Here is a 24,565-nt window from a genome sequence, read left to right as displayed (position 1 = left end):
GCCTACTCCGGCACCAGCGACGCCATCACGGCCGCGGCGAGGGCCTCGCGGGCCTGATCGGTGTCGAGCGCGGCCGCGTGCACCAGATAGATCGCGTTGAGCAGTTGGTCGGTGGCGAGCCGGTCGTCGCCGCGGCCCTCGAGGAACTGCAGGATCTCGCGTTCGCTGCCCGGGGCCATGCCCGGCAGGTGCGCCTCGACGATCTGGCGCAGCTTCACCGCGTCCGGCGTCTCGATCTTGATCTGGACGCATCGCCGCAGGAAGGCGGGCGGGAACTCGCGCTCGTTGTTGCTGGTCATGACCACGATCGGGAACCGGCTGCAGCGGACCCGGCCGTTGCGGACCACGACCCGCTGGGTGCCGTCGATCGTGCCGACCTCGGCCTCGGCGTTGCGCTCGGGATGCCGCAGCAGCTCGGGGATCTCGAACTCGCCGTCCTCGAAGACGGTCAGCAGGTCGTTCGGCAGATCCAGGTCGGCCTTGTCGACCTCGTCGATGAGCAGCACCCGCGGGCGCTTGCGGGGCAGCAGCGCGGTGCCGAGCGGGCCGAGACGGATGTACTGGCCGAGGTCCTCGTCCCACTCCCCCTCGGCGCCCTCGTGCCGGCTGGCCGCGTAGAGGCGCGCGAGCGGGTCGTACTGGTAGAGGCCGTCGCGCAGGCTCACCCGGCTGGTGACGTTCCAGCGCAGCACCCGCCCCAGCCCCAGCTCGTGGGCGATCGCCGTGGCCAGGGTGGACTTGCCGGTGCCGGGGGCGCCGGTGACCAGCAGCGGCCGCCGCAGGTAGAGGGCGGCGTTGACCAGCCGGACCGTCTCCGCGTCGGGCCGATACCGCGTACCGGCCCGCTTCTCCTTGTCGCGGGTCTCCGGCACGAACTCCGGCTCGTCCTTCGGGTCGGGATCGAAACCGCGCCACGGCGGCGGATCGGGCAGGTCGGTGATCCGCGTGTGCGGCACGCCGGTACCCCGGTAGATGTACCAAGCGTCGTCAGCCAAGAGAACCGCCCCTCATCCCGCGAATCCCAGCGGCATCGGGCGCCGCCGGGCGTCGTCGCGCAGCAGCACCAGCCCGCTCCCGCAATGCGTCTCGTCCTCGCCGGCCACGGAGTCGCGCCGCAGCTCCAGCACGTGGCTCGCCACGTCGTCGATCGTGACGCCGGCCAGGTGCCCGGTCAGCTCCCGGACGAAGCGCTGGCTCACACACTCGGCGTAATCGGCGTGCCGGCCCGGCGGGCACGGGTGACGCCGCCACAGCAGCACCGGCGGCTGGGCGCCGACCGCGACGCTCACCTGGGCCGGCAGCGCCCACTCGCCGGCCAGGCACACCGCGTGCGGGCCGCCGTTCTTGCGCAGGTTGGCCTTGAAGACGACCGGCTTGGTCAACGGCTGCCCGCAGTCCCAGACCCGCAGCACCTCGGCCAGCCCGGTCTTGCCCTCGCGCAGGGACTCGGCCCGCCAGGCCAGGTCGGGCGGGCCGTCCTGGAACCAGTCGAGATCACGCACGACCAGGGGCTTGGAGATGCCCAGCGGGGTCCGGTCGTCGCGCAGGTTGAGCCACTCGTCGACCGGCTCGGCCAGGAACATGCGCGGCAGGACGAACTCGACGGTCACCTCCCGCACCGACCGCGGGATCCGGTCGATCGCCGCCGCCAGCTCCCGCTCGACCGCGGGCTGCCACTGGTCGCGGCTCAGGCCGGGCACGTCGGCCACCGGCTCCTCCAGGAGGCCGTCGGCCTCGGTCACGGTCCAGACCTTCAGGCGGTACGCTTCACCGCCCTCCCGCGCCGTCGGCTCCAGGCAGATCACGACCGCCCCGTCACGGACCGGCTTCGCGGCCGGCGCCTCGACCCGGCCCAGGTGCCGCCCGGCCCAGCGGCTCACGTCCTCGTTCTCGAACGTGCTCAACAGGCCGGACAGGTGGTAGCGCATCTCCCGGTCGTCGACGGCGACGGTATCGACCACCAGCGCCTCGACCAGGCCCGGCACCGAGGTCAGGTCCTCGCGCAGGCTCGGGATCTTCCCGCGGACCCAGGTCAGCAGCTGCGTGAACCGCTCGCGGGGGAAATCGACCGACCGCAGGGCCGCCCGCAGCTCCCCGTACGCCGCGGGGTCGATCAGGCCGAGCCGGATGCGGTCGGCCAGCGCCGGGCAATGCCCGGCCAGACTCGCCACCGGCGTCATCAGGCCGATCCGCTCGTCGCCGGTCGCGGCCCGCCGGACCATGCCCACCACCTGCCGGGTGGCCCGGTGCACGACGGCGGCGCCGCTGAAACCCTCCTGGAGCCGGACCCCGGTCGCACCCTCGGCCTCGATCTGGATGTCGTCACCGACCAGGTGGTGCGGCTCGGCGACATAGTTGGTGTGCACGCCGCCCACGCCGTACTGGTCCGGGAACCCGAAGATGTCGAGGGTCTGCCCGGCATAGATCTCCAGCGCCGCGTACGGCGCCAGCCGGGCCGGCGGCACCGCGACCGCCGCCGGCAGCTCGAGCACGGCGACGTCGGCGCCCGCCGCGGTCTCCGTCCACCACGGCCCGGCGCGCACCACCGTGGCCATGGCCGACGTGCCGTCGCGCAGCGTCACCCGCGCCCCGTCGTGCCCCCGGACCACGTGCGCGCAGGTCATCACGTGACGGTCGGTGACCAGGAAACCGGCGCCCCGGCGGGCGGTGCCGGGAATCTCGATCCGGGCCGGCCAGAACGCCTCGGTCAAGCCCGGGGCCCCTCGACGTCGCCAATGGCGTCATCGTCGTCGTCCAGCGCCGGCCGCCCGACCGGATGCTCCCGGCCCGACCAGGCCATCCGTACCACGATGTGGCCCTCCCCGGCCGTCCGGGCGAAGACCGCGGCCCCCGCCTCGGCCTTGAACTTCACACCGAACTCCAGCTCGACGGAGTCGGGCCCGTGCCCCCGCCCGTCCCCGGCCCGGAACTCGTCGAGCGCCTTCAGCGCCACCGTCCGCACCCCGTTCAGGGCCTGCTCGAGGGTCTCCCGGGCCTTGAAGACGGCCCCGTCGAAGGCCACCTCCCCGAACCCGGAGTCCGGTTTGTCGATCTCGATCAGCACCGCGCTGCCGTCGTCGGCCTGCACACGCATGAGCTCAGTCGGCACGTTCGTCCCTCCCGGACGGTCTCGGGTGGATTGAGCATCCTCCGTCCCACCGCCGTGCACTATCAGCTTTCCGTCCGGTGCTGAGCACGGCGACCGGTGTCCCCCGGGGGAAGGCAGATCATCCGGGCGACCAGGTCGTCCCGTCGGGCTTCACGATCCACCGTTCGGCGCCGTCGTCGTGCCGGCCGAAGCTCCGCCACACCTCGACATCGTCGCCGGTGTCCGCAGCCCGGGCGCGAGCCGCGGCGAACGCCGGCTCCCGGCCGGTGGACTCACCCTCGAGGCTGCCTACCGCCAGTGCTCGGTCAGGTCAAGGTCGCGGTACTGCTCGGCGGTGATGCCCGCGCCGCGCAGAACCAGCATCGCCTCGAGGATCTCGCGGCGGCTCAAGGGCGACTCGTTCATCACACCTCCTCCATTGATTACTGTCGCCATAGAGGTCGTCGCCGCGGAGGAAGGACCTACTCGGGCTGTGCGGCGTCCCGGCGGCCGAGGCCGGGCGTGGCCGCGTAGGCGATGCCGGTGCCCCGGCTGGACGAGATGCTCGCGACCCTCACCGGCGGCGTGCCCGCGGTGAGCTGAACCGAATCGCCCGGGATTCCCCTGGGCCGGCCGGTCATCCAGCTTTCGGTGGGCTCCCGGGCGATTCGCCTGCTCCGCGCGCGGCAGCTGCCGTTACCGCGCGCGGAAGATCATCAGGACTGCGACGCTAGCGGCACGTCGAGCCTCTTCGCTGCCGTTTCCGCTTCGGACCACACCTTCGATCGATCCGTACGTCTTCAGCCGGCCGCGCGGTCCCGGTTGTGGCAGTGTCCTCGGCGGTCAATGGGCGACGGCCACGGTGAGCGCTTCGTGGACCTTGTGGAGCAGGTCCTGGCGGGTGAAGGGCTTCTCGACGAAGGGGATGCCGGGGTCGAGGACGCGGGTCTCGCCGAGCAGGCCGTTGCTGTAGCCGGACATGTAGACCACCGGCAGGTCGGGGCGGTGTTCGTGGAGCAGCTCGGCCAGCCGGGGGCCGGAGATCTCGGGCATGATGACGTCGGTCAGCAGGGCGTCGCAGCTCTTCTCGGCGAAGATCTCCAGGGCGTGCGGCGCGCTGTCGGCCAGCAGCACGTGGTAGCCGGCGGCGGTCAGGATGCGGGTGACCACCCGGGCCAGGTCGACCTCGTCCTCGACGACCAGGATCGTGCGGCCGTCGCCGGGCGGCGGAGCGGCCGGCCGGGCCGCCACCGCGGTGTCGCCCGAGACGGCGGCCAGCGGGAGGTAGATCCGGAAGGTGGTGCCCACCCCCGGCTCGGAGTAGACGTTCAGTGCGCCGCCGGCCTCGGTCACGATGCCGTAGACCGTGGACAGCCCCAGACCCGTACCGCGCCCTCGGGGTTTGGTGGTGAAGAACGGCTCGAAGATGCGCTGGACCACCGCGGGCGGCATGCCCTCGCCGGTGTCGCTGACCTGCAGCCGGGCGTAGCGGCCGGCCGGCAGCGCGGGCTGCATCTTGACCTCGTTGCCGTCGACGTCGGCGACGTCCGCCTCCAGCACCAGCGAGCCGCCGTCGGGCATCGCGTCGCGGGCGTTGATGGCCAGGTTGAGCAGGATCTGCTGGAGCTGGCCGGGATCGGCGCGGACGACGACCGGCGCGGCCGCCGGGCGTGCGATCAGCGCGATGTGCTCGCCGATGGTGCGCTCCAGCATGTCGCGGACCTCGGCCAGGGCGAGGTTGAGGTCGACGTCCTGCGGCTGCACGGTGTCGCCCCGGGTGAAGGTGAGCAGCTGACGGGTCAGCCCCATCGCCCGGTCGGCGGCCGTGCGCACGTGGGTCAGGTCATTGCGGACGCCCGGGTTGTCCGCGCTCTCCTCGAGGGCGAACTCGGTGTAGTTGACGATGATGGCCAGGATGTTGTTGAAGTCGTGGGCGATGCCGCCGGCCAGCTTGCCCAGGCTCTCCATGCGCTGCGCCTGATGGGTGCGCTCCTCGAGCGCGCGCTGGCGCTCGGCCGCCTCACGCGCCTCGCGGATGTCACGGGCCACCACCGAGACGCCGGTGACCGTGCCCGAGCTGTCGCGGATCGGGGCGACGTTGAGCGACACCTCGACCGGTGAGCCGTCCTTGTGCAGCCGGCGGGCCTCGTAGTAGACGCCCCGCTCGCCGTTCGCGATGCGGCTGCGCACCGCTTGCTGCTCGGCGTGGCCGGCCTCGTCGGTCAGCATCGAGGCGGGCTGCCCGAGGGCCTCGTCGGCCCGGTAGCCGAACAGCCGTTCGGCCCCGCCGTTCCAGGCGGTGATCAGCCCGTCCATGCCCAGCCCGATGATGGCGTCGTCGGTGTACTCGACGACCGCGGCGAGCGTCGAGCGGGCCCGCTCGGCCTCGGCCTCACGGTTCTGCTCGCCGAGGGAGACGTACATGGCGTCCCGGCCGAGCAGGATGCCGTAGCGGCGGCGCAGCGACCAGTAGTAGACGCCCACGCCGGCGGTGACCGCGTCCCACACCGCGAGGGTCCACGCCCAGCTGCCGGCCAGGGCGTGGTGGCCCGCCTGGGCGGTGATGGCCTGGTACGACGTCCAGGCGTGCAGCCCGTGGCCGATGGCACAGCTGAAGAAGATCAAGGCGGTGGCGACCGCGAGCCGGTTGGTGCGCAGCTGTCCCGCCCGTCCGACGGGCACCACGATGGCCACCATGATCCCCGAGTAGGCGACCATGATGACCAGGTTCGCGAGCAGGTACAGCTGCTCCGGCACGTTCGTCCTATCGGCGGCCATCCGGAGAAGTTGAGCCGGTCGTCACCAGGTCGCGGGGTCCGGCCGGGGGCACGGGGTGGCGGCCGGCCAGGCTCGCGGTCAGCGAGGCGACGATCTCGCCGGCCCGGACGGCGCCGGCCGAGAGCAGGGTGGCTGTTATCCCGTGGGCGTGTTCCGTGCCGCCCTGCAGGTAGAGCCCGGCGTGCAGCTGCGCGTCGGTGACCAGGCGGTAGTCGCGCCCGGCCCGCAGCAGGTCCTCCTCGTCGCGTTGGCAGTGCTGGCCGGCGGTGCCGAGCAGGCGGGTGACGTCGACCGGGCGGTAGCCGGTGGCGTAGACGATGGCGTCGGCCGCCAGGGTCGTCCGCTCGCCGGTCGGCAGGTCCTCGACCACCGCGGTGACGCCGTCGGCGGCCGGGATGAGTTCGGCCACCCGGGAGGCGCGCATCATCCGCAGGCGGCTGCGGCCCAGCACCTTCTCCCGGTACGAGCGGCGGTACAGCTCGTCGATCAGTTCGCCGTCGACCACGGAGTAGTTCGTGTTGCGGTGGTAGTCGAACAGCATCCGCTTCACGTCGGCCGGCGCGTCGTAGTAGAGGTCCACCGCGGCCGGGTCGAAGATCTGGTTGGCGAAGTTGCTGTCGTCGGCGGGGCTGTAGCCGTACCGGAAGAAGACCGAGTCGACCTCGGCCGTGGGATAGCGGGAGTGCAGGAAGGCGACCGACTCGGCGGCGCTCTGCCCGGCCCCGACCACGATGAACCGGCGCGGCTCGGCCACCTCGAACGACGCCACCCGGTGCAGCAGGTCGAGGTTGTGCCAGACGCGCGGGCCGGGGGTCACCCCGGGCGGCAGGCTCGGCTCGAGGCCGACCGCCACGACCACGTTGCGGGCCCGGAAGGTGCCCTCGGAGCTGACGACGTCGACCGCCCACGCCTCGCCGTTCTCGTCGGCCACGGGCACGACGTCGGTGACCGTGTGGCCGTAGCGGACGGCGTGGCTCATCCGGCGGGCGGCCCAGACGAAGTAGTCGTGGAACTCCACGCGCAGCGGGTAGACCGACTTGAAGTTGATGAACTCGGCCAGCCGGTCGTGCGCGTGCAGGTACGACACGAAGCTGAAGTCGCTGGCCGGGTTCCGCATGGTGACCAGGTCCTTGAGGAACGACACCTGCATCGTGGCGTCCTCGAAGAGCATCCCCCGGTGCCAGCCGAAGTCCTCCTGCTTCTCCAGGAACACGGCGCTGATCGGGGTGTCGCTTTCCTGGAGGGCGATGGCGAGCGCCAGGTTCGACGGCCCGAAGCCGATGCCGACGAGGTCGTACACCGGCTCTTCGGTTTGAGACATGGGCTTGCCTTTCACAGGTGGGCAGCGATCTCGGACGCCGTGGCCACGACGCCACAACGGTCGGCGACGTGCCGCAGCGCGTCGCGGTGGTGGGCGGGGCTGAAGTCGGCCACCGCGTCGGCCACGACGAACGGCTGGATGTCGCGCATGAACGCGTCCAGGGCGGTGGCGAGCACGCCGATGTGCGCGTAGACCCCGGTGACGATGAGCTGGTCGCGGCCCGCCAGCAGGGACGCCAGGGGCGTGCCGGCGAAGGCGCTGTAGCGGCGCTTGGTGATCCGCTGGTCGCCGGGTCCGGGGGTGAGGGCGTCGGTGATGGCCAGCGCGTGCTCGGACGGCGGCGGGCCGTCGCCCCAGAAGTCCTGCAGCAGGCCGCGTTCGGCGAGGCTCTGGCCGCCGGGCTGGGCCGAGAAGACGACCGGCATGCCGTGTTCGTGGGCGTGCTTGCGCAGGGCCGCGATGTTGTCGACGACCCGGGCCAGCAGGGCGTGGTCGGCCGTGCCGAACGGGGCCAGGAAGTAGTTCTGCATGTCGTGCACGAGCAGGGCGGCCCGGCTCGGGTCCGGTCGCCAGCCGACGCGGGCGCCGGCCATCGAGAAGCCGGTGGGCAGCGGGTAGGGGGTGATCCTCGGCAGCATGCTCATCCTTCCTGGGACGCACGCAGGGCCGCGCGCAGCTCGCGACGGCTGATCTTGCCGACGCCGGTGACCGGGAACGCGTCGACCACGTTCACCCGGTCCGGGATCTTGTACGCGGCGAGGCCGCGCTCGCGGAGATACTTCTTCACCTGCGGCAGCGTCACCGTCTCGCCGGGGCGGGGCACGACGAAGGCACACGTCCGCTCGCCCAGATAGGCGTCCGGGACCGCCACCACCGCCACGTCGTGCACGGCCGGGTGGGTGAGCAGGTGGTTCTCCACCTCCTCGGCCGCGATCTTCTCGCCGCCGCGGTTGATCTGGTCCTTGGCCCGGCCCTCGACCACGAGGTAGCCGTCGGGGCGGTGCCGCACGAGATCGCCCGTCCGGTAGAAGCCGTCCGCCGTGAACGCGGTCTGGTTGTGCTCCTCGGCGTTCCAGTAACCCCGGATGGTGTACGGACCACGCGTGAGCAGATGGCCGACCTGGCCCCGCTCGACCGGGACGTCGGCGTCGTCGACCACCAGGATCTCGTCGTCGGGCGAGATGGGCCGGCCCTGGGTGTTCAGCACGATCTCGTCCGGGTCGTCGAGCCGGGTGTAGTTGACCAGCCCCTCGGCCATCCCGAAGACCTGCTGCAGGCGGCAGCCCAGCACCGGCTCGACCCGGGCCGCGACGGTGCTGCCCAGCTTGGCCCCGCCCACTTGCAGCACCTGCAGGCTGGAGAGGTCGGGCTTCTTGTCCATCGCCTCGACCGCGTCCACCCAGAGCAGCGCCAGCGGTGGCACGACGGCGGTGATGGTGACCCGTTCGACCGCGATCAGCGGCAGCACGGTGGCCGGGTCGGGCCGGCGGGCCAGCACGATGCGGCCGCCGGCGTGCAGCACGCCGAGCACGCCGGGCGACGACATCGTGAAGTTGTGGGCCACCGGCAGCACCGCGAGGTAGACGCTGTCCGGGGTCAGGCCGCAGATGCCGGCGCTGGCCCGCACGCTGTAGAGGTAGTCGTCGTGGGTGCGCGGGATCAGCTTGGGCAGGCCCGTGCTGCCACCGGAGAGCTGCAGGAAGGCCAGCTCGTCCGGGGCCGGGCCGTCAGGCAGGTCCACCGGGTCGGCGTAGAGCGAGGCGAGGGCGGTGTGCTCGCCCGGGTCACCGGCGATGACCGTACGGGCGTCACCGGCGGCCGCCGCGAGGGTGCGGTGGTCGAAGCCCTCATGCACGTCGGTGGTCACGTAGGCGACGGCCGACGTGTGCGAACAGAAGTAGCCGATCTCCGCCGCACGGTGGGCCGGCAGGGCGAAGACCGGCAGCGCGCCCAGCCGGAACAGGGCGAAGATGACGTCGAAGTACTCGGCCGTGTTGGGCAGTTGGACGACAACACGATCGCCCTTCTTCACGCCGAGCCGGTGGAAGCCCGCGGCCAGGCGCAGCGCGTTGTCCCGGAGCTGGGCGTAGCTGACCTCCCGGCCACCGTCGACGACGGCGATACGGTCCTGGTGACGCACTGCTGATCCAGTCAGAAGATCGTCGAACGTCTGGCCGATCCAATAGCCGCGCGAACGGTACAGATCCTCAAACGACATCGGAATGCTCCAATCCCAGGGCGGCGAGCATGGTGCCGAGCTTGGCCGTGGTCTCGGCCAGCTCGGCCCGAGGATCCGAGCCGGCCACCACGCCGGCCCCGGCGAACAGGTCGAGGCCGTCCTCGTCGGCGGTGGCGCAGCGGATGGTGACCGCCCATTCCCCATCGCCGGTGGCGTCGACCCAGCCGACCATGCCGGTGTAGAAGCCGCGGTCGAACGGCTCCAGCTCGCTGATGGCCACGCGGGCGGCCGCCGTCGGTGTCCCACAGACCGCCGGCGTGGGATGCAGCGCGGTCGCCAGCCGCAGCGCCGAGACGGCCGGATCGGCCACGACGCCGGTGACCAGAGTGGACAGGTGCCACATGGTGGCCGTACGGACGAGCGACGGCTCCGCCGGGACGGTCAAGGACGAGCAGTACGGCCGGAGGCCCTCCGCGACCGCGGTGGCGACCACGGCGTGCTCGTGCCGGTCCTTCTCCGACCGCAGCAGCGCCTCGGCCCGGCGCCGGTCCTCGGCCGGGTCGTCGCTGCGGGCGGCCGAGCCGGCGAGCGGGTTGGCCGTGACCTGAGCGCCGTGCCGGGAGACCAGCAGCTCGGGGCTGGCCCCGAACAGCGTGCGCCCGCCGCCGAGGTCGACGCCGAACGTGTACCCGCGGGGCTCGCGGCCGGCCAGGGCGCGGACCACCGGACCCGGGTCGAAGCCGGGAGCGTCGGCCCGCAGGGAGCGGGCCAGGACCACCTTGGTGTAGCGGCCGGCGTTGATCTGCCGGACCGCTTCGGCCACCGCGGCCGCGTAGCGCTCCGGCTCGGGCACCGGCCGGATCTGCTTGACCGGGGCGGCGGCCTCATCGCTCACCGAGGCCACCGGCGGGCCGCCCCGCCGCAACCGCATCGGGACGACCAGATGAGCGTCGGCCCCGGGCGCGAACGGGACCGCGCCGACGACCGTACGCACCTCGTGGCCGGCCGCCTCGGCCACGCCGAGCACGGCGTCCACCCGGTGCGCGAGGTCGGCCAGGCCGTCCGGGCGTCCCGACGGCGGAACCGCGAAGTAGGTACCCTCGGCGAGCAGGGTGCCGCTCGGCGAGGCGAACAGTGAGGAGCTGCCCGGGCGGTAGCCCGCGAGCAGCTCGGCCCCGGAGGTCGCGGGCTTCGCGGCAGACACGGTAGTCACTGGATGGTTCTCCCTAATGTTCAGGCCCGCAACGTCGCGCCGCCGTCGACGTACAGGTCGTGCATGGTGATGTGCCGGGCGCGGTCGGAGGCCAGGAAGAGCACCGCGTCGGCGACGTCCTCCGGCTCGGCCAGCCGTCCCAGCGGGATCCCGGTGCGGAAGGTGGTGGGATCCCCGGCGATGACCGGTTCGGGGCCGCTGTGGTCCCACAGCGACCGCTGCATCGGGGTGTCGGTGGAGCCGGGGGCCACGACGTTGCAGCGGATGCCGTACGGGGCCAGCTCGAGCCCCAGACTCTTGGTGAAGGCGGTCGAGGCCGCCTTGGACGCGGCGTAGGCGGCCATGCCGGAGCGCGGGATGCCGGCCGCGTTGGACGACACCGTGACGATCACCCCCGCCCGGCGCGGGACCATCCGGCGGGCCACCGCCCGGCTGACCCGGAAGACCCCGCCCGCGTTGACGTCGAACAGCGCCGCCCAGTCGGCGTCGGCGAAGTCGACGACCGCGCCGGTACGCAGCACGCCGGCCACGTTGGCCAGCACCGAGATCGGGCCCAGGCCGAGCTCGACCGCCTCGACGACGCCCTCCACTTCCTGGGTCCTCGCCACATCGGCCACGTACGCGGTGATGTTCTGGTGTTCCGCGGCGAGGCTTTCCACGCCTTTCGGCTCCCGGTCGACGGCTGCGACCCGGGTCCCGGTGGCGGCGAACGCGTGGGCGACGGCCCGCCCGATGCCCTGTCCCGCCCCGGTGACCAGCGCGATCACGCCCGTCCTCCGGCGAACTCGAGCGCCCGCTTTTCCTCGTGCTCGGTGACCTGCACCTTGGACATCGCCCAGCGCAGGATCGGCGGTCCCATGACCGAGGTGATGACGGCGATGAGCACGACGACCGTGTAGGTGGCGATGGACAGCACGCCCAGCCGCAGGCCGGTCGCGGCCACGACGACCTCGACGATGCCGCGCGAGTTCATGCCGGCCCCGAGGGCGATGCCCTCCCAGTGCGACAGCTTCCCGGCCCGCGCCCCGAGGTACGCGCCGGCGAACTTGCCCACGACGGCCACGAGCAGCAGAGCGATGCCGGCCAGCAGCACCTTGGGGTCGGCCAGGGCGGTCAGGTCCATCCTCAGACCGGCGGTGGCCATGAAGACGGGCGCCAGCACCGAGAGCACGATGGTGCGCAGCGGCGACAGGTCCTGCCAGATCGAGCGTCCCGGCCGCGGGTCGGGCGGCTCGGCGGCGCGGGCCTGGCCGATGAGGATGCCGGCGATGAACGCGCCGAACAGCGCCTCCATGCCCATCGCGTGGGTCGCCGCCGCGCCGAGCAGGATCAGCACCACCGAGGCGGTGACCCGCGGGCCGCCGTCGCCCGCCCGGCCGGCCCGCGTCAGCACCCAGCGCACGAGCGGGCGGCCGATGACGAGCGCGGCCACCACGAAGCCGATCAGGTACACCACGGACAGGGTGACCGCTCCGGCCCGTACGCCCGTGGTCGCCGCGGCCGAGACCACCGACAACAGGAACCAGCCGACGGCGTCGTCCACCATCCCGGCGGCCAGCGTCAGCTGGCCGATGTCGCGATGCAGCAGGCCCATGTCCGACAGCGTCTTGGCGATGACCGGAATCGCCGTCACACACATCGCGACGCCGAGGAAGAGCGCGAAGGTGCCGCGGTCGCTGGTTCCGGTCAGCAGGGCGGCCGGCACGAGGAAGCCGGCCGCGATGCCGAGGGCCAGCGGCAGCAGCAGGCCGGCCAGGCTGACTTTGACGCCGGTGAGGCCGCGCCGGCGCAGCATCGCGGTGTCGAGCTGGACGCCGGTGACCCCGACGAGCAGGAGAACTCCGACCTGGCCCACCACGTCGACCAGATGCAGCTGGTCGGCGTCGGCCGGCAGGACCCAGTCGAAGGCGCCCGGGGCCAGCGCGCCCAGCAGGGACGGGCCGAGGATCACGCCGGTGAGCAGCTCGCCGACCAGCGCCGGCAGGCCCAGCCGCACCGCCAGCCGGCCCAGGGCCAGCGCGACCAGCAGGAGCAACGACACCTGCAGGAGGAAGACCAGCAGGCTGTGCGGCGCCAGACCGGGCAGCGGGCTACTCATCGTCGTCCTCGTGGTGGTCCAGGTTCTCGACGCCCTTCTTCCAGTAGCCGTCGATCTCCGTCCACTTCCGGTTCTGGCCCCGGGCCCGGATCTCCCGGCGGATCGGCTTGAGACCGGTGGCCTCGCCGGCGATCCAGACGTAGCCGTCGCCCTCCGGCAGGGTCAGCTGCTGGACGGCCGCGCCGAGCGTCTCGCCGCGATCGCGGTACAGCCACCGCACGTTCGGCAGTTCCTGCGTCTCTTTCTCGTCGGCCACCTCGGCGAAGGCGAGCACGGTGGCGTCGGCCGGGAGCTGCTCGAGCCAGGCGGCCAGCGCCGGCAGGGCCGTCTCGTCGGCGCCGAGCAGGTACCAGTCGAACGTGTACGGGACCACAGTGGAGCCCCGCGGCCCGAGGATCCCGACCCGCTGGCCGGGCTCGGCCCGGGCCGCCCACGAGCCGCCCGGGCCGTGCTCGTGCAGCACGAAGTCGATGTCGAGCTCACGCACTTCGGGCCGCACGTAGCGGATCGTGTAGTCGCGGTAGACCGGCAGCGGCGAGCCGGGCGGCGGCGGCTCCAGGCCCTCCTCGCCGATCGTCGGCATGACCGGCAGATCGGCGCCGGGCTCGCAGAAGAAGACCTTCACGTGGTCGTCCGGGGCCCCGTACTTGAAGCCGTCCAGGTCCTCGCCGGTGAGCGTGACCCGGACCATGCCCGGGGTGAGCCGTTCGACGCGGCGCACCTCGAGCAGGCGCGGGGTGAGGTCGTGCCAGACGAGTTCGACCTCGCGGGCGGTGGTGTTCATGCGGTTTCTCCATCGAAGAACGCGAGCAGCTCGGCGTTGAGCCGTTGGGGTTGTTCCAGGTAGCCGTAGTGACCGGCGTCGGGGATCTCGGCGTACCGGGCGCCGGGAATGGCCTCCGCGACCTCGTGGGCACCCTTCGCCGGGGCGATGAGGTCATCGGCGAAGCCGACGACGAGGCAGGGCACTTCAATGGCGCCGTACGCCTTCAGGCGATCCTCGTCGGCGCCGGCCTCCTGCCTGCTCGTCCTGACCGTGCTGGGCTGGAGCGGGATCTGGAAGACGTCGAGCCAGTCCTGGGCCGCACGGTCGTCGGCCAGCGTGCGCGGCGACAGGTTGAAAGCGGCCCGTACGACGGCGAGATAGGCGTCGGGCAGCTCGATCCCGGCCTGCTGCAGGCTGCGCTCGCCCGCGGTCATCGCGGCCTGGTAGGCGCTGCGGCGGCCGAAGGTGGCCATCAGCACCGCCCGGTCGACCAGATCCGGACGCTCCAGGCACAGCTCGGCGGCCACCCGCGCGCCCATGGAGGAGCCGGCGATCCGGCACGGGCCGAGGTCCAGCCGCTCGATGAGCCGGGCCGCGTCGGCCACCAGACCGGGCATGGTGACCACCTCCGGGGTGTCGCTGGGTGGCACGCCCCGGGCGTCGTACGTGACGACGCGGTAGCCGGCCGCCACCAGCGCCGGCACCTGGTGCAGGTGCCAGGTGCGCCCGCGCGCGCCGTTGCCGGCGAGCAGCAGCACGCCGGGACCGCGGCCGGTCTCCTGGTAGTGCACGCCGTCGATGACAGGCATCTCTCAGCCCTCCGGGGATGTGATCCGCCCGGCGTGCAGGCGCACGACGCGGGGCAGACGGTCGATGGTGGACGGACGGTGGGCGATGACCAGGACGGTCCGGTTGCGGCGCAGCCGGGCCAGGGCCTCCTCGATGCGGTGGGCAGTCGCCGGGTCGAGGTCGGCCGTGGCCTCGTCGAGGATCAGCACCTCGGGATCGGTCATCGCGGCCCGCAGCAGCCCGACCAGCTGGCGCTCACCGGCCGAGAACCGCTCGCCGCGCCGCCCCAGCTCGGCGTCGAACCCGCCCGGCAGCCCGGCCACCCACCCGTCGAGCCCGAGCCGTTCGGCCGCCCGCGCGAAGTCCCCGGGCCCGGGCCGGCCCGGGGTCAGCGCCAAGTTGTCCGCGAAGGTCCCGGCGATCATGTGCACCTGCTGCGGGATCAGCACGAGCCGCCGCCGCAGATCCCCGCCGTCCAAGCTCGCGAGGCCGGCGCCACCCAGCCTCACCGCGCCGCTGTCGGGCAGATAGAGCCCACAGAGCAGCTTGGCCAGCGTGGTCTTCCCCGACCCGGTCTCCCCCACGATGCCGGCATGCTCCCCCGGCCCGAAACTCACGCTGACCCCGTGCAGCACCGGCTCCCCCGGCCGATAGCTGTAGCTCACCCCGTCAGCACTGAGCCCCGCCGTCGACGCCACAAGACCACCGACGACCCGACCCACCGCCGCGCCCTCCACCGCCGCGCCACCCGCTGAGCCCTCCGCCGCCGCGGCGGCCGCGCCCGTTCCCCGGGCCGCCCCTCCCGTGCCCGATTTTTCGGTATTTACCGGGCTCTTGGCGGAAGTTGCGTCGAGCAGGTCGAGCAGGCGGGCCAGGCCGACGCGGGACTCCAGCATCTCGCCGGCGACCAGGGTGAAGTCGTCGATGGAGCTGAACAGGTCGCGGCTGGCCAGGACGAAGGTGACGACGACGCCGATGGTGACGACGCCCTCGCCGGCCAGCACGCCGCCCGCCACCAGCAGCGCGGCGCTGGTCAGGCCCTGCACCACCCAGGTGGCGTCGATCCAGGTGGCCCCGCGCTGGGCGGCCCGGGCGGTTTCCAGGTAGGCACCCGCGTCCCGGCTCAGCCGGCCGAGCCAGGTTCCGGTGGCGCCGTCGATCTGCAGCTGCTCCCGGGCCAGCAGGCTCTCCGAGAACGTGGCGGCCAGCGTCGCCTGGGCGGCGGCCTCGGCCGGGTAGGCGCTCGCGGCCGCCCGCCGGAAGCGCCGCGAGATGAACCACATCGGCGGCGCGAACACCAGCACGAGCAACCCGAACAGCTGCCACGAAGAGGAGACCAGCACGATCACGCTGAACAGCAGATAGCCGCCGAGTGAGATCAGGTCCGGGAGCTGACTGCGGACGAAGGTGGCCAGCTCGGCGATCTCGACGGTGGCCCGTTGCAGCAGATCGCCGCCGCGGTGCGCCTCGAGGAAGCGCAGGGAGGTGTTGCCCAGCCGCTCGACCACCAGGTCGCGCAGGCTGTGCACGACCTTTTCGCCGACCCGGGTCAGCAGCAGCTCGGACCAGCGCAACAGCACGGTCCGGGCCACCACCAGGCCGAGCACGACACCGGCGATGACGAGCAGACCCGTACGGTCGCCGTCGAGCAGGGCGTCGACCGCCCGGCCGATCATCACCGGGACCAGCGTCAGCGACAGCGTGGAGAGCAGGTTGACCGTGACCGCGCCGGCCATCGAGCGGCGGTGCTCGCGCAGGTGGGGCCAGACCCGGCGGAGCACGTGCCGCTGGTCCGGCTCCTCGGTCAGCAGGCGGACGTCAGCCATGGGACACCAGCTCTCCGTCGTGCACGCCGAGGTCGACGACCCGGTCGGCGCGGTCCTTCACCGCCGTACGGGACGTGGCGAAGACGATCGTCACGTCGAGGCCGCGGAGCCCGTCGAGGATGCGCTGCTCGGTGCGGGCGTCCACGGCCGAGGTGACGTCGTCGAGCAGCAGCACCTTCGCCCCGCGCAGCAGGCCGCGGGCCAGGGCGAGGCGCTGGAGCTGGCCGCCGGAGACGGTGCTGCCCCGCTCGCCGACCACGGTGCCGAACCCCTCGGGCAGGGACTCGATGTGCTCGAGGATCCCGGCGATCCGGCACGCCTGCCGCAGTTGCTCGTCGGTCAGTTCGGTGCGGCCCAGGCGCAGGTTCTCGGCCAGGGTGCCGGAGAGCAGGAGCGGGCGCTGGCCGACGATCGTGATGGTGTCGCGGACGTCCTCGACGGCGGCGTCGCGCAGATCCGTACCCCCGTAACGGATCGCACCTGTCGCCGGATCGGCGAGCCGGGCCAGCAGGCGCAGCAGCGTCGACTTGCCGGTGCCGACCGGGCCGACCACCGCGACCATCTCACCCGGCTGGACGGCGATGTCCGGCAGCCGGAGCGGCGCCCGGTCCTCCAGCGCCACGGTGATGTTCTCCGCCACCAGCGCACCGCTTTTCAGCGGCTCCGGTTCCCCCTTCTCGGCCAGCCCCGAGGCGGCCGACAGGACCGTCTCGATGCGCCCGGCGGCCGTCCAGGCGTCGCCGAGCTGGCCGAAGCGGAACGTCAGCATCATCACCTGGCGGCCGAGCAGCGTCATCCAGCTGGCGAACGAGACCAGTCCGCCGACCGAGAAACGGCCGTCCAGCACGGCCAGGCCGCCGAAGGCGACACCGATCGCGGTCGCCAGCCACGGCACGAACGGCGCGTTGGCGGCCCAGCCGGCGGCGATCCGGGCCAGGGCCAGGGTGCGGTCGCGGACCGTGGCGCTGACCTCGTGGTGCCGCTCGATGAGCACCTGCTCGCCGCCGAGACCCCGGACCGCCGTGCTGGCCGAGAGAAGGTCCTCCACGGCGTCGGCGCGGGCGCCGTGGGCCGCCGACAGCGCGGCGTTGGCCCCCTCGTAGCGGCGCGGGTACCAGAGGTTGACCGCGATCAGCAGCGGCACCGTGCTGAGCCCGACGATCGCCAGCATCGGGTCCAGGGTGGCCACCACGACCAGGACGGTCAGGAAGCCGAGCACCCCGCTGGCCAGCGAGGGCACGGTGGACAGCCAGATGGTGATCTGCTCGACGTCGCGGGTGCCCCGGGTGACGAGATCGCCGGCCGAGAACCTGTGGGCCGTGGCGGAGTCCCAGCCGAGGACTCGTTCACTGAGCCGCAGCAGGAGACGATTGCCGGTCCGTACGCCCGCAAGCGTGGCCCACCACCGCATGGTGAACTCCGCGCCGGTGAGCGCGACCGAGACGACCAGCGTGGCCGCCGCCCAGTAGAGCAGCGGTGACCGGTCGCCCGGCGTGATGCCCTCGTCGAGCGCCTTGCCCAGGCACCACGGCAGCAGGATCAGACCGGCCTGATAGCCGAGGCCACCCACCCAGGAGGCGGTGAGACCCCGGGCCGAGTCGCGCACGGCCCAGCGCAGCAGCACGGACGGGCTCATCGGGCCACCTCCGCCAGCGCGGCCACGGTCTTCAGCGCCACCAGGTCGGCCAGCCGCAGCGGCACACCCCGGGCGCGGGCCAGGCTCGTCAGCCGCATCGCCGCGATGCTGTCGCCACCGACGTCGAAGAAGCTGTCCTCGGCCCCGACCGGCACCCCCAGCACCTCGGCGAAGAGCGCGGCCAGCCTCTCCTCGGCCTCGCCCCGCGGCTTCCTCGTCGCCGAGACGTACACGGCGCTCGGCAGCGCGGCCCGGTCGAGCTTCCCGTTGACCGTCAACGGGAGCGCCGCCAGCTCGACGACGGCCGCCGGCACCAGGTGATCCGGAAGCCTCTCGGCCGCCCAGGCCCGGAGGCCCGGCGCCTGGCCCACGACGTACGCGACGAGGCGGCCCGCATCGGCGACCACGACCGCCTGCGCGACCGACGGGTGCTGTGAAAGCACGGTGGCGACCTCGCCCAGCTCGATGCGGTAACCGCGGATCTTCACCTGGTCGTCGGAGCGGCCCAGATAATCGATGCGGCCGTCGGCGGTCCAGCGCACGACGTCACCGGTGCGGTACATCTGGCGGCCGGGTGCCCGGTCGAACGGGTCGGGAACGAACCTGGTCGCGGTGAGACCGGGCTGATGCAGGTAGCCCAGGGCCAGCTGCGCGCCGCCGATGTAGAGCTCCCCGGCCACGCCCGGCGGCACCGGCCGGAGCCGGCCGTCGAGCACGTAGAGCGTGGTGTTGGCGACCGGCCGCCCGATCAGCGCGCGCGGCACCTCCTTGACCCGCTGCACGATGGTGTCGACCGTGCACTCGGTGGGCCCGTAGAAGTTGTACGACTCCGTGCCGGGCAGCGCGGCCATCCCGGCCCAGAGCGGATCCGGCACCGCCTCGCCGCCGACGCCGAGCACGGCCAGCCCCGCCGCGTCGAACCCGGCCGCGAGCAGCTGGTCGAGGTGCGACGGCGCGACCTCGATCATGTCGATCCCGTTGTCCCGCAACAGCTTCGCGAGCAGATCCGGGTCGCGGCGTGGCCCCTCGGTGACCAGATGCAGCTCGTGGCCGCCGAGCAGCGCGAGCAGCGGTTGCCAGGAGGCGTCGAACGCGAACGACCAGTTGTGCGCCACCCGCAGCGGCCGCCCGAGCCTCTCCGCGGCCGGGCCGAGGATCCGTTCGGTGTGGCTGGCGCGCAGGTTGGCGATCGTCCGGTGCGGCACCAGCACGCCCTTGGGCCGCCCGGTCGATCCGGAGGTGTAGATGACGTACGCCGGGTGGTCCGGCGTGATCGCCTGCGGCGTGCTCCGTCCCGGCTCGTACGGCTCGTCGAGCACCAGATGCTGGGCCCCGCCCGGAAGCAGGTGCGCCGTCTCCCGCACGACCAGGGTGACGACCGGCCGCGCGTCCTCGAGCATGGCCGCGATCCGGGCCGCCGGGTAGTCGGGGTCGATCGGCAGATAGGCCGCTCCCGAGGCCATCGCCCCGAAGATGGCCGGGACGATCTGCTCGCCCCGCGGCAGCAGCAGGGCCACGATCCGGCCCGGCCCGGCGCCCCGGTCGGCCAGCGCCGACGCCAGCGCGTCCATCTCGGCCACCAGCTCGGCGTAGCTCCAGCGCCGCTCGCCCACGACCAGGGCCGGCCCGCTCCACCGGCGCATCAGATCGGGCAGCGTCCGCGGCGTGACCGGGAGCGAGCCTTCGTTCCAGTCCACCAGCACGCGGTGCCGCTCGGCCGGCGTCAGCGCGTCGGCCCGGTCCACCGCCTGCCGCGGATGCTCGCTGACTTCCTCGGCGAGCGCCACGAGCCGGTCGAGCAGCTGCCGAGCCGTGTCCTCGTCGAACACGTCGGGCCGGTATTCGAGCGCCAGGTGCAGACCCCATTCAACCGCCCCACCAGCCGCCCCTGACCGGTCTGAAGGCCCTTCTTCCGCCGCTACCAGCGTCAGCGGGTAGTGCGTCGCATCCCGGCCCGTCACTCCGGCCAGCTTGAGCCCGGCATCGCGCTGGCTCTCGTCGAGCCCGTCCTCGTCCACCGGGTAGCTCTCGAACACCAGGAGCGTGTCGAACAGCTCGCCCACTCCCGCGAGTTGCTGGATCGACGCGAGCCCGAGGTGCTGGTGGACCAGCAGTCCCGCCTGCTCCTGCTGCAGCCGCCCGAGAAAATCGGCCCAGCTTTCGCCGGGCACCAGCTTCACCCGGACCGGCACGGTGTTGATGAAGAGCCCGATCGTCTCCTCGGCCCCGGCCAGCTCCGGCGGCCGCCCCGAGACGGTCGCGCCGAACACGACGTCGTCCCGCCCGGTCATCCGCCCGAGCAGCACCGCCCACAGCGCCTGCACGAGCGTGTTCGGCGTGACGCCCTGCTCCCGGGCGAAGTCGACGGCCTTTCCTGACAGCTGTGCCGTCACCTCGCCCGGCAGCAGGGCCGAGCGTCCCGTGACCCCCGGCGCCACCAGAGTCGGCTCGGCGACCCCGGCCAGGGTCGCGCTCCAGGCCGTACGCGCCGCTTCCTGGTCCGCCGCGGCGAGCCACCGCAAGAAGTCCCGGTACGGCCGCGCGGCCCGGCCCGCCTTCCCGGCGTAGGCCGACAGCAGCTCCCGGCCGATCAGCGGCCCCGACCACCCGTCCACGATCACGTGGTGCTGGGTGATCACCAGCCGATGCCGTCCCTCCCGCAGCCGGATCAGCAGGAACCGCATCAGCGGCGCCTCATCCAGAGCGAAGGCCGTGCCCCGCTCGACATCGGCGAGCCGATCCGCCTCGGCCGGGCTGTCCACCACGACCTCGCGCCACAGCACCTCGACCCGGGCCGGGATGACCTGCACCGGCCGCCCACCAGCCGTCGTCGTGAACGCGGCCCGCAGATTGGGGTGCCGCTCCAGCATCGTCGCCGCGGCCCGCTGCAGCCGCTCGGCTTCCAGCGGGCCGTCGAGCTCAAGCTGCTGCTGTACGAGATAGACGTCCCCCGCCCCGTCGAGCGCGTGCAGATAGAACAGCCCTTCCTGCAACGGCGTCAGCGGCAACACGTCGACCAGCCCCGGATAGCGCCCGGCCAGCTCGTCGAGCCCACCCTGGTCCACCGGCGCCAGCACATCGGACGGCGTCAGCCCACCGTCGCCCGGTGCCGCATCCAGCTCGACCAGCGCCGCGCCCCAGGCCGCAACCAGCCCCCGCACCGTCTCCTCGGCCAGAACCCGCCGCGGGTAGGCCACCGACAGCACAATCTCGCCGCCGACCACGGTCGCCTCGACGCTGAGCACATGCCGCACCGGCAGCTCGTCACTCGCATCCCCTCGGAGCCCGCCCACGACCTGCCATGGCCGCCCGGAGCCGCCTTCGCCTTCCCCAGGCCCGCCACCTCCGACACCGTCGGGCGGCAGCTTGTCGCGTGCGGCCCCCTCGGCACCCGCAGGCAGCGGCCGCTCGACGACGCGCGACCCCTGCTCCCCGGCAGCCCCTTCAGCTCCTGCAAGCAGCGGCCGCTCGATGACGCGCGACGGCTGCTCCCCGGCGGCTCGGCCGAGGTAGTTGAAGAGGATCGGCGGCCTGGGGTCGGTTCGGTGGAGGAGGCCGTAGCCGATGCCGGCGTCGGGAGCGGCGCGGAGTTGCTCCTTGATCTGCTTCAGGGCGGCCGGCCACCGGGTAAGGCCGTCCGGGTCGGTGCCGAATGGGGTGAGGCGGACCGGGTGGCTGGTGGTGAACCAGCCGACGGTCCGGGACAGGTCGGCCCCGGGCAGGATCTGCTCCTCGCGGCCGTGACCCTCCAGCTCGACCAGCACGTCGCGGCCGGCGGCCACGGTCAGGGCGGTCAGCAGCACGTCCTGCGGGTTGGCCCGATAGGCGGCCGGGACCGTGGTGGTCAGGCCCCCGACCGGGATCCGCGCGGTGACCTGCTCGAGCGTGCCGAGGGTGTCGGCGGCCGGGTCGAGCTCGACCTCGGCCAGGTAGGCGGGCGGGCCGGCCCGGACCGCATCCCAGTGCTGACGTTCTTCGTCGCGGGTGGTCGCCGCCAAGGCCAGCGCCCAGGAGCGGAACGACGTGCCGACGGGCGGCAGCGGCCCGTCGGCCGCCAGATCGGCCAGCAGGATCGGCCAGGAGACGGCGTCGACGACCAGATGGTGAATCGTCAGCCGCAGCCGGTCGCCGTCGAGCAGCTCCGCGTTGACCATCCGCCCGTCGGCCGGGGCCAGGTCGCCGTCGATCAGGTCGGCGGCGTTGACCGTGCCGGGCGGCGGGACGTGCAGGGCGGCGCCGGTCCAGCGGGCCCGGAGCATGTCGTGATGGTCGATCAGCTTCCGGAGACGGGCCGTCAGGTCCACCCGGGTGAGGCCGGCCGGTACGCGGATCACCATCGACTGGGTCAGCCGGGGGTCGGCCGGGTTGTCGAGCGACCGCATGAACGGGGTGAGCGGAACGTCGCCGAAGGCGGCAGTCGTTTCCGTGCCCGCGACAGCCAGGGGCGAGGCGGCCGCAGCCAGGCCCTCCACGGTCGGGCGGGCGAAGACGTCACGGGCGGACAGACGCCAGCCGGCCGCGCGCGCCCGGGCGGTCAGCTGCAGCGCGAGGATGCTGTCCCCGCCCAGGGTGAAGAAGCTGTCGCGGATGCCGACCCGGTCGAGGCCGAGCACAGCGGCGACAAGCCCCGCGAAGAGCTCCTCGGTGGGAGTACGCGGCTCGTCGTCCCCGGTGGCGGCGGCGAAGTCGGGCGCGGGCAGGCGCCGCCGGTCCAGCTTCCCGTTCGGGCTGAGCGGCAGTTCGGCAAGGAACACGAACGCGGCGGGCACGAGATGCTCCGGCAGCGTCGCGCCCAGCGCCTCGGCCAGTCCGTCGGACGTCACCGGGCGGAAGGAGGCGCCACGGCCATCGTCGGAAACGGAGCCAGGGGTGAGGGCGACGCCAGAGGGGGCGGCATCCGCGACCACGTAGGCGACGAGGCGGCGGGTGGGGCCGTCGTCCCGGGCCACGACGGCGGCCGCGGTGACGCCGGGGAGGGCGGTCAGGGCGGCCTCGATCTCGCCCGGTTCGACACGGAGGCCGCGGATCTTGACTTGATCGTCGGTGCGGCCGGCGTATTCGAGGTCGCCGGTGGCCGTGAAGCGGGCCAGGTCGCCGGTGCGGTAGAGGCGGCTGCCCGGAGCGCCGAAGGGATTGGCCACGAAGCGCTGCGCGGTCAGGGCGGGGCGGCCCAGATAGCCCCGGGCGAGCTGGACGCCGCCGAGGTAGAGCTCGCCGGTCACGCCGGGCGGGACGGGGCGCAGCCACGGGTCGAGGATGTGCACCTCGGTGTTCCAGACCGGGCGGCCGATCGGCACCGGGCCGTCCGCGGAGGGGTCCACCCGGTGGTACGTGACGTCGACCGCGGCCTCCGTCGGTCCGTACAGGTTGTGCAGCTCGACCCCCGGCAGGACCTCGCCGAAGCGACGGGCCAGATCGCCGGGCAGGGCCTCGCCGCTGCAGATGACCCGCCGCAGCGGGGCCACATCGGGCCTGGCAGCCAGGAACGCGCGCAGCATCGACGGGACGAAGTGGACGGTGGAGACGTCGTTGCGCGTGATCACGTCGGCCAGGTAGGCGGGGTCGCGGTGCCCGTCGGGGCGGGCCACGACGAGGGTGGCGCCGGTGATGAGCGGCCAGAAGAACTCCCACACCGACACGTCGAAGCCGGCCGGCGTCTTCTGCAGCACCCGTTCGCCGGGCTGGAGCCGGTACTGGTCCCGCATCCAGAGCAGCCGGTTGACGATCGACCGGTGCGAGATCGTGGCCCCCTTGGGCCGGCCGGTCGAGCCCGAGGTGTAGATGACGTACGCGGCCGCATCGCCCGGCAGGTCCGGGGCCTCGGCGACAGGCGTGCCCGTAGCGGTGGCCGATGACGGCGTCAGCACGATGGTCGCGCCGGAGTCGGCCAGCAGGAAGTCGTTGCGCTCTCGCGGATGCGACGGGTCGAGCGGCAGATAGGCCGCCCCCACCCGATGCACCGCGTGTAGGGCCACAACGAGGTCGAGCGACCGGGGCAGCGCCACCGCCACCACCGACGACGTCCCCGCCCCAAGCTCCCGCAGCCCGCCGGCCAGACGAGCCACCCGCGCGTCGAGTTCGGCGTAGGTCAGCTCCGTGTCTTCGAAGACGACCGCGACCCGGTCCGGGTGGGCCCGCACGGCGTCGGCGAACAACTGCGGCAGCGTCGCCGGCGGCAGTTCGACCACGTCGACGGCCGGCCGGTCGGGAAGAGCCCGCCCGACCGGCCGGTTCGGGTCGGCGGCCAGTTCGGCGAGCAGAGCGCCGTACCGGTCGAGGATCTCCGAAGCGGCGCCGGCGGTGAAGACGTCGGTCCGGTAGGCCAGGCCCAGCCGCAGCCGCTCTCCCGGCGCGACGGCCAGTGTCAACGGGTAGTGCGGGGCGTCGTCGCCGGTCACGCCGGTCATCCGCAGCCCGGCCGAGCCCGTCGCGTCGTGCAGTGCCTCGGTGTCGAGCGGGTAGCTCTCGAAGATGGTCAGAGTGTCGAACAGCTCACCGATCCCGGCGATCCGCTGCACGTCGCTAAGAGGCAGATGCTGGTGCTCCAGCAGCTTCGACTGCCCGGCCTGGAGACGATCGAGCAGGGCGGCCCAGCTCTCCCGGGGGTCGAGCGGAACCCGTACCGGCAGGGTGTTGATGAAAAAACCGATCATCTCGTCGACGCCGGGCAGGGTAGCCGGGCGGCCGGAGACGGTGGTGCCGAAGACGACGTCGGTGCGGCCGGTGAGCTGCACGAGCAGGACCGCCCAGGCCGCCTGGACGACGGTGTTGAGGGTGACCTGACGCTCGCTGGCGAGCGCGGTGAGCCGTTCGGTGACCTCGCGCGGCAGCTCGCTGTCGAGCTGGCCGGGCCGGTTGTCGAGGACGGCGC

Annotated in this window: 15 protein-coding genes (1 of these 15 only partly in view); all 15 read right to left on the bottom strand. The window is 72.9% G+C overall.

Features of this window, described 5'->3' with window-relative positions:
• Nucleotides 1–2: 2 nt before the first annotated feature.
• Nucleotides 3–995, bottom strand: a complete 993-nt coding sequence (locus AB0J66_RS04065) for a MoxR family ATPase (protein ID WP_364655461.1) — start codon at nt 993–995, stop codon at nt 3–5.
• Between the two features lie 12 nt (nt 996–1,007).
• Nucleotides 1,008–2,711, bottom strand: a complete 1,704-nt coding sequence (locus AB0J66_RS04060; protein ID WP_364655460.1) for a trypsin-like peptidase domain-containing protein — start codon at nt 2,709–2,711, stop codon at nt 1,008–1,010.
• Nucleotides 2,708–3,109 carry a CU044_2847 family protein gene (locus tag AB0J66_RS04055; protein ID WP_364655459.1) on the bottom strand — a complete coding sequence of 134 codons (402 nt, stop codon included), beginning with the start codon at nt 3,107–3,109 and terminating at the stop codon, nt 2,708–2,710. The genes AB0J66_RS04060 and AB0J66_RS04055 overlap by 4 nt, the downstream gene beginning before the upstream one ends.
• 822 nt (nt 3,110–3,931) lie before the next feature.
• The gene (locus AB0J66_RS04050) at nt 3,932–5,866 is read right to left on the bottom strand and encodes an ATP-binding protein (protein WP_364655458.1); all 1,935 of its coding nucleotides are present in this window, start codon (nt 5,864–5,866) and stop codon (nt 3,932–3,934) included.
• Complete coding sequence (locus AB0J66_RS04045) at nt 5,853–7,187, bottom strand: lysine N(6)-hydroxylase/L-ornithine N(5)-oxygenase family protein (RefSeq protein ID WP_364655457.1); 1,335 nt, start codon at nt 7,185–7,187, stop codon at nt 5,853–5,855. The genes AB0J66_RS04050 and AB0J66_RS04045 overlap by 14 nt, the downstream gene beginning before the upstream one ends.
• Before the next feature lie 11 nt (nt 7,188–7,198).
• Nucleotides 7,199–7,825: an isochorismatase family protein gene (locus tag AB0J66_RS04040; RefSeq protein ID WP_364655456.1), complete on the bottom strand. Its 627-nt coding sequence runs from the start codon at nt 7,823–7,825 to the stop codon at nt 7,199–7,201.
• 2 nt (nt 7,826–7,827) lie between these two features.
• Nucleotides 7,828–9,405, bottom strand: coding sequence for a (2,3-dihydroxybenzoyl)adenylate synthase (locus AB0J66_RS04035; protein WP_364655455.1), 1,578 nt, complete (start codon nt 9,403–9,405; stop codon nt 7,828–7,830).
• A complete protein-coding gene (locus AB0J66_RS04030; protein WP_364655454.1) occupies nt 9,395–10,570 on the bottom strand; it encodes an isochorismate synthase in 1,176 nt (391 codons plus the stop codon). Before AB0J66_RS04030 ends, AB0J66_RS04035 begins: the two co-directional genes overlap by 11 nt.
• 29 nt (nt 10,571–10,599) lie before the next feature.
• The gene (locus AB0J66_RS04025; RefSeq protein ID WP_364655453.1) at nt 10,600–11,346 is read right to left on the bottom strand and encodes a 2,3-dihydro-2,3-dihydroxybenzoate dehydrogenase; all 747 of its coding nucleotides are present in this window, start codon (nt 11,344–11,346) and stop codon (nt 10,600–10,602) included.
• Nucleotides 11,343–12,677, bottom strand: coding sequence for a cation:proton antiporter (locus AB0J66_RS04020; RefSeq protein WP_364655452.1), 1,335 nt, complete (start codon nt 12,675–12,677; stop codon nt 11,343–11,345). Before AB0J66_RS04020 ends, AB0J66_RS04025 begins: the two co-directional genes overlap by 4 nt.
• Complete coding sequence (locus AB0J66_RS04015; protein WP_364655451.1) at nt 12,670–13,461, bottom strand: siderophore-interacting protein; 792 nt, start codon at nt 13,459–13,461, stop codon at nt 12,670–12,672. The genes AB0J66_RS04020 and AB0J66_RS04015 overlap by 8 nt, the downstream gene beginning before the upstream one ends.
• Nucleotides 13,458–14,252, bottom strand: a complete 795-nt coding sequence (locus AB0J66_RS04010) for an alpha/beta hydrolase (protein ID WP_364655450.1) — start codon at nt 14,250–14,252, stop codon at nt 13,458–13,460. The genes AB0J66_RS04015 and AB0J66_RS04010 overlap by 4 nt, the downstream gene beginning before the upstream one ends.
• 3 nt (nt 14,253–14,255) lie before the next feature.
• Nucleotides 14,256–16,058: an ABC transporter ATP-binding protein gene (locus AB0J66_RS04005; RefSeq protein WP_364655449.1), complete on the bottom strand. Its 1,803-nt coding sequence runs from the start codon at nt 16,056–16,058 to the stop codon at nt 14,256–14,258.
• Nucleotides 16,051–17,694 carry an ABC transporter ATP-binding protein gene (locus tag AB0J66_RS04000; RefSeq protein WP_364655448.1) on the bottom strand — a complete coding sequence of 548 codons (1,644 nt, stop codon included), beginning with the start codon at nt 17,692–17,694 and terminating at the stop codon, nt 16,051–16,053. Before AB0J66_RS04000 ends, AB0J66_RS04005 begins: the two co-directional genes overlap by 8 nt.
• On the bottom strand, nt 17,691–24,565 hold the 3' portion of the coding sequence (locus AB0J66_RS03995) for an amino acid adenylation domain-containing protein (protein ID WP_364655447.1). 4,780 nt of this gene lie beyond the right edge of the window; the window shows 6,875 of its 11,655 coding nt (coding positions 4,781–11,655); its start codon lies beyond the right edge, outside the window; it ends in the stop codon at nt 17,691–17,693. Before AB0J66_RS03995 ends, AB0J66_RS04000 begins: the two co-directional genes overlap by 4 nt.

It is taken from the genome of Actinoplanes sp. NPDC049598 (assembly GCF_040675435.1).
In the GTDB taxonomy this organism is placed as follows: Bacteria; Actinomycetota; Actinomycetes; order Mycobacteriales; family Micromonosporaceae; genus Actinoplanes.
The sequence above is the reverse complement of the archived record's forward strand: the minus strand, read 5'-3'. Positions and strand labels throughout refer to the sequence as shown.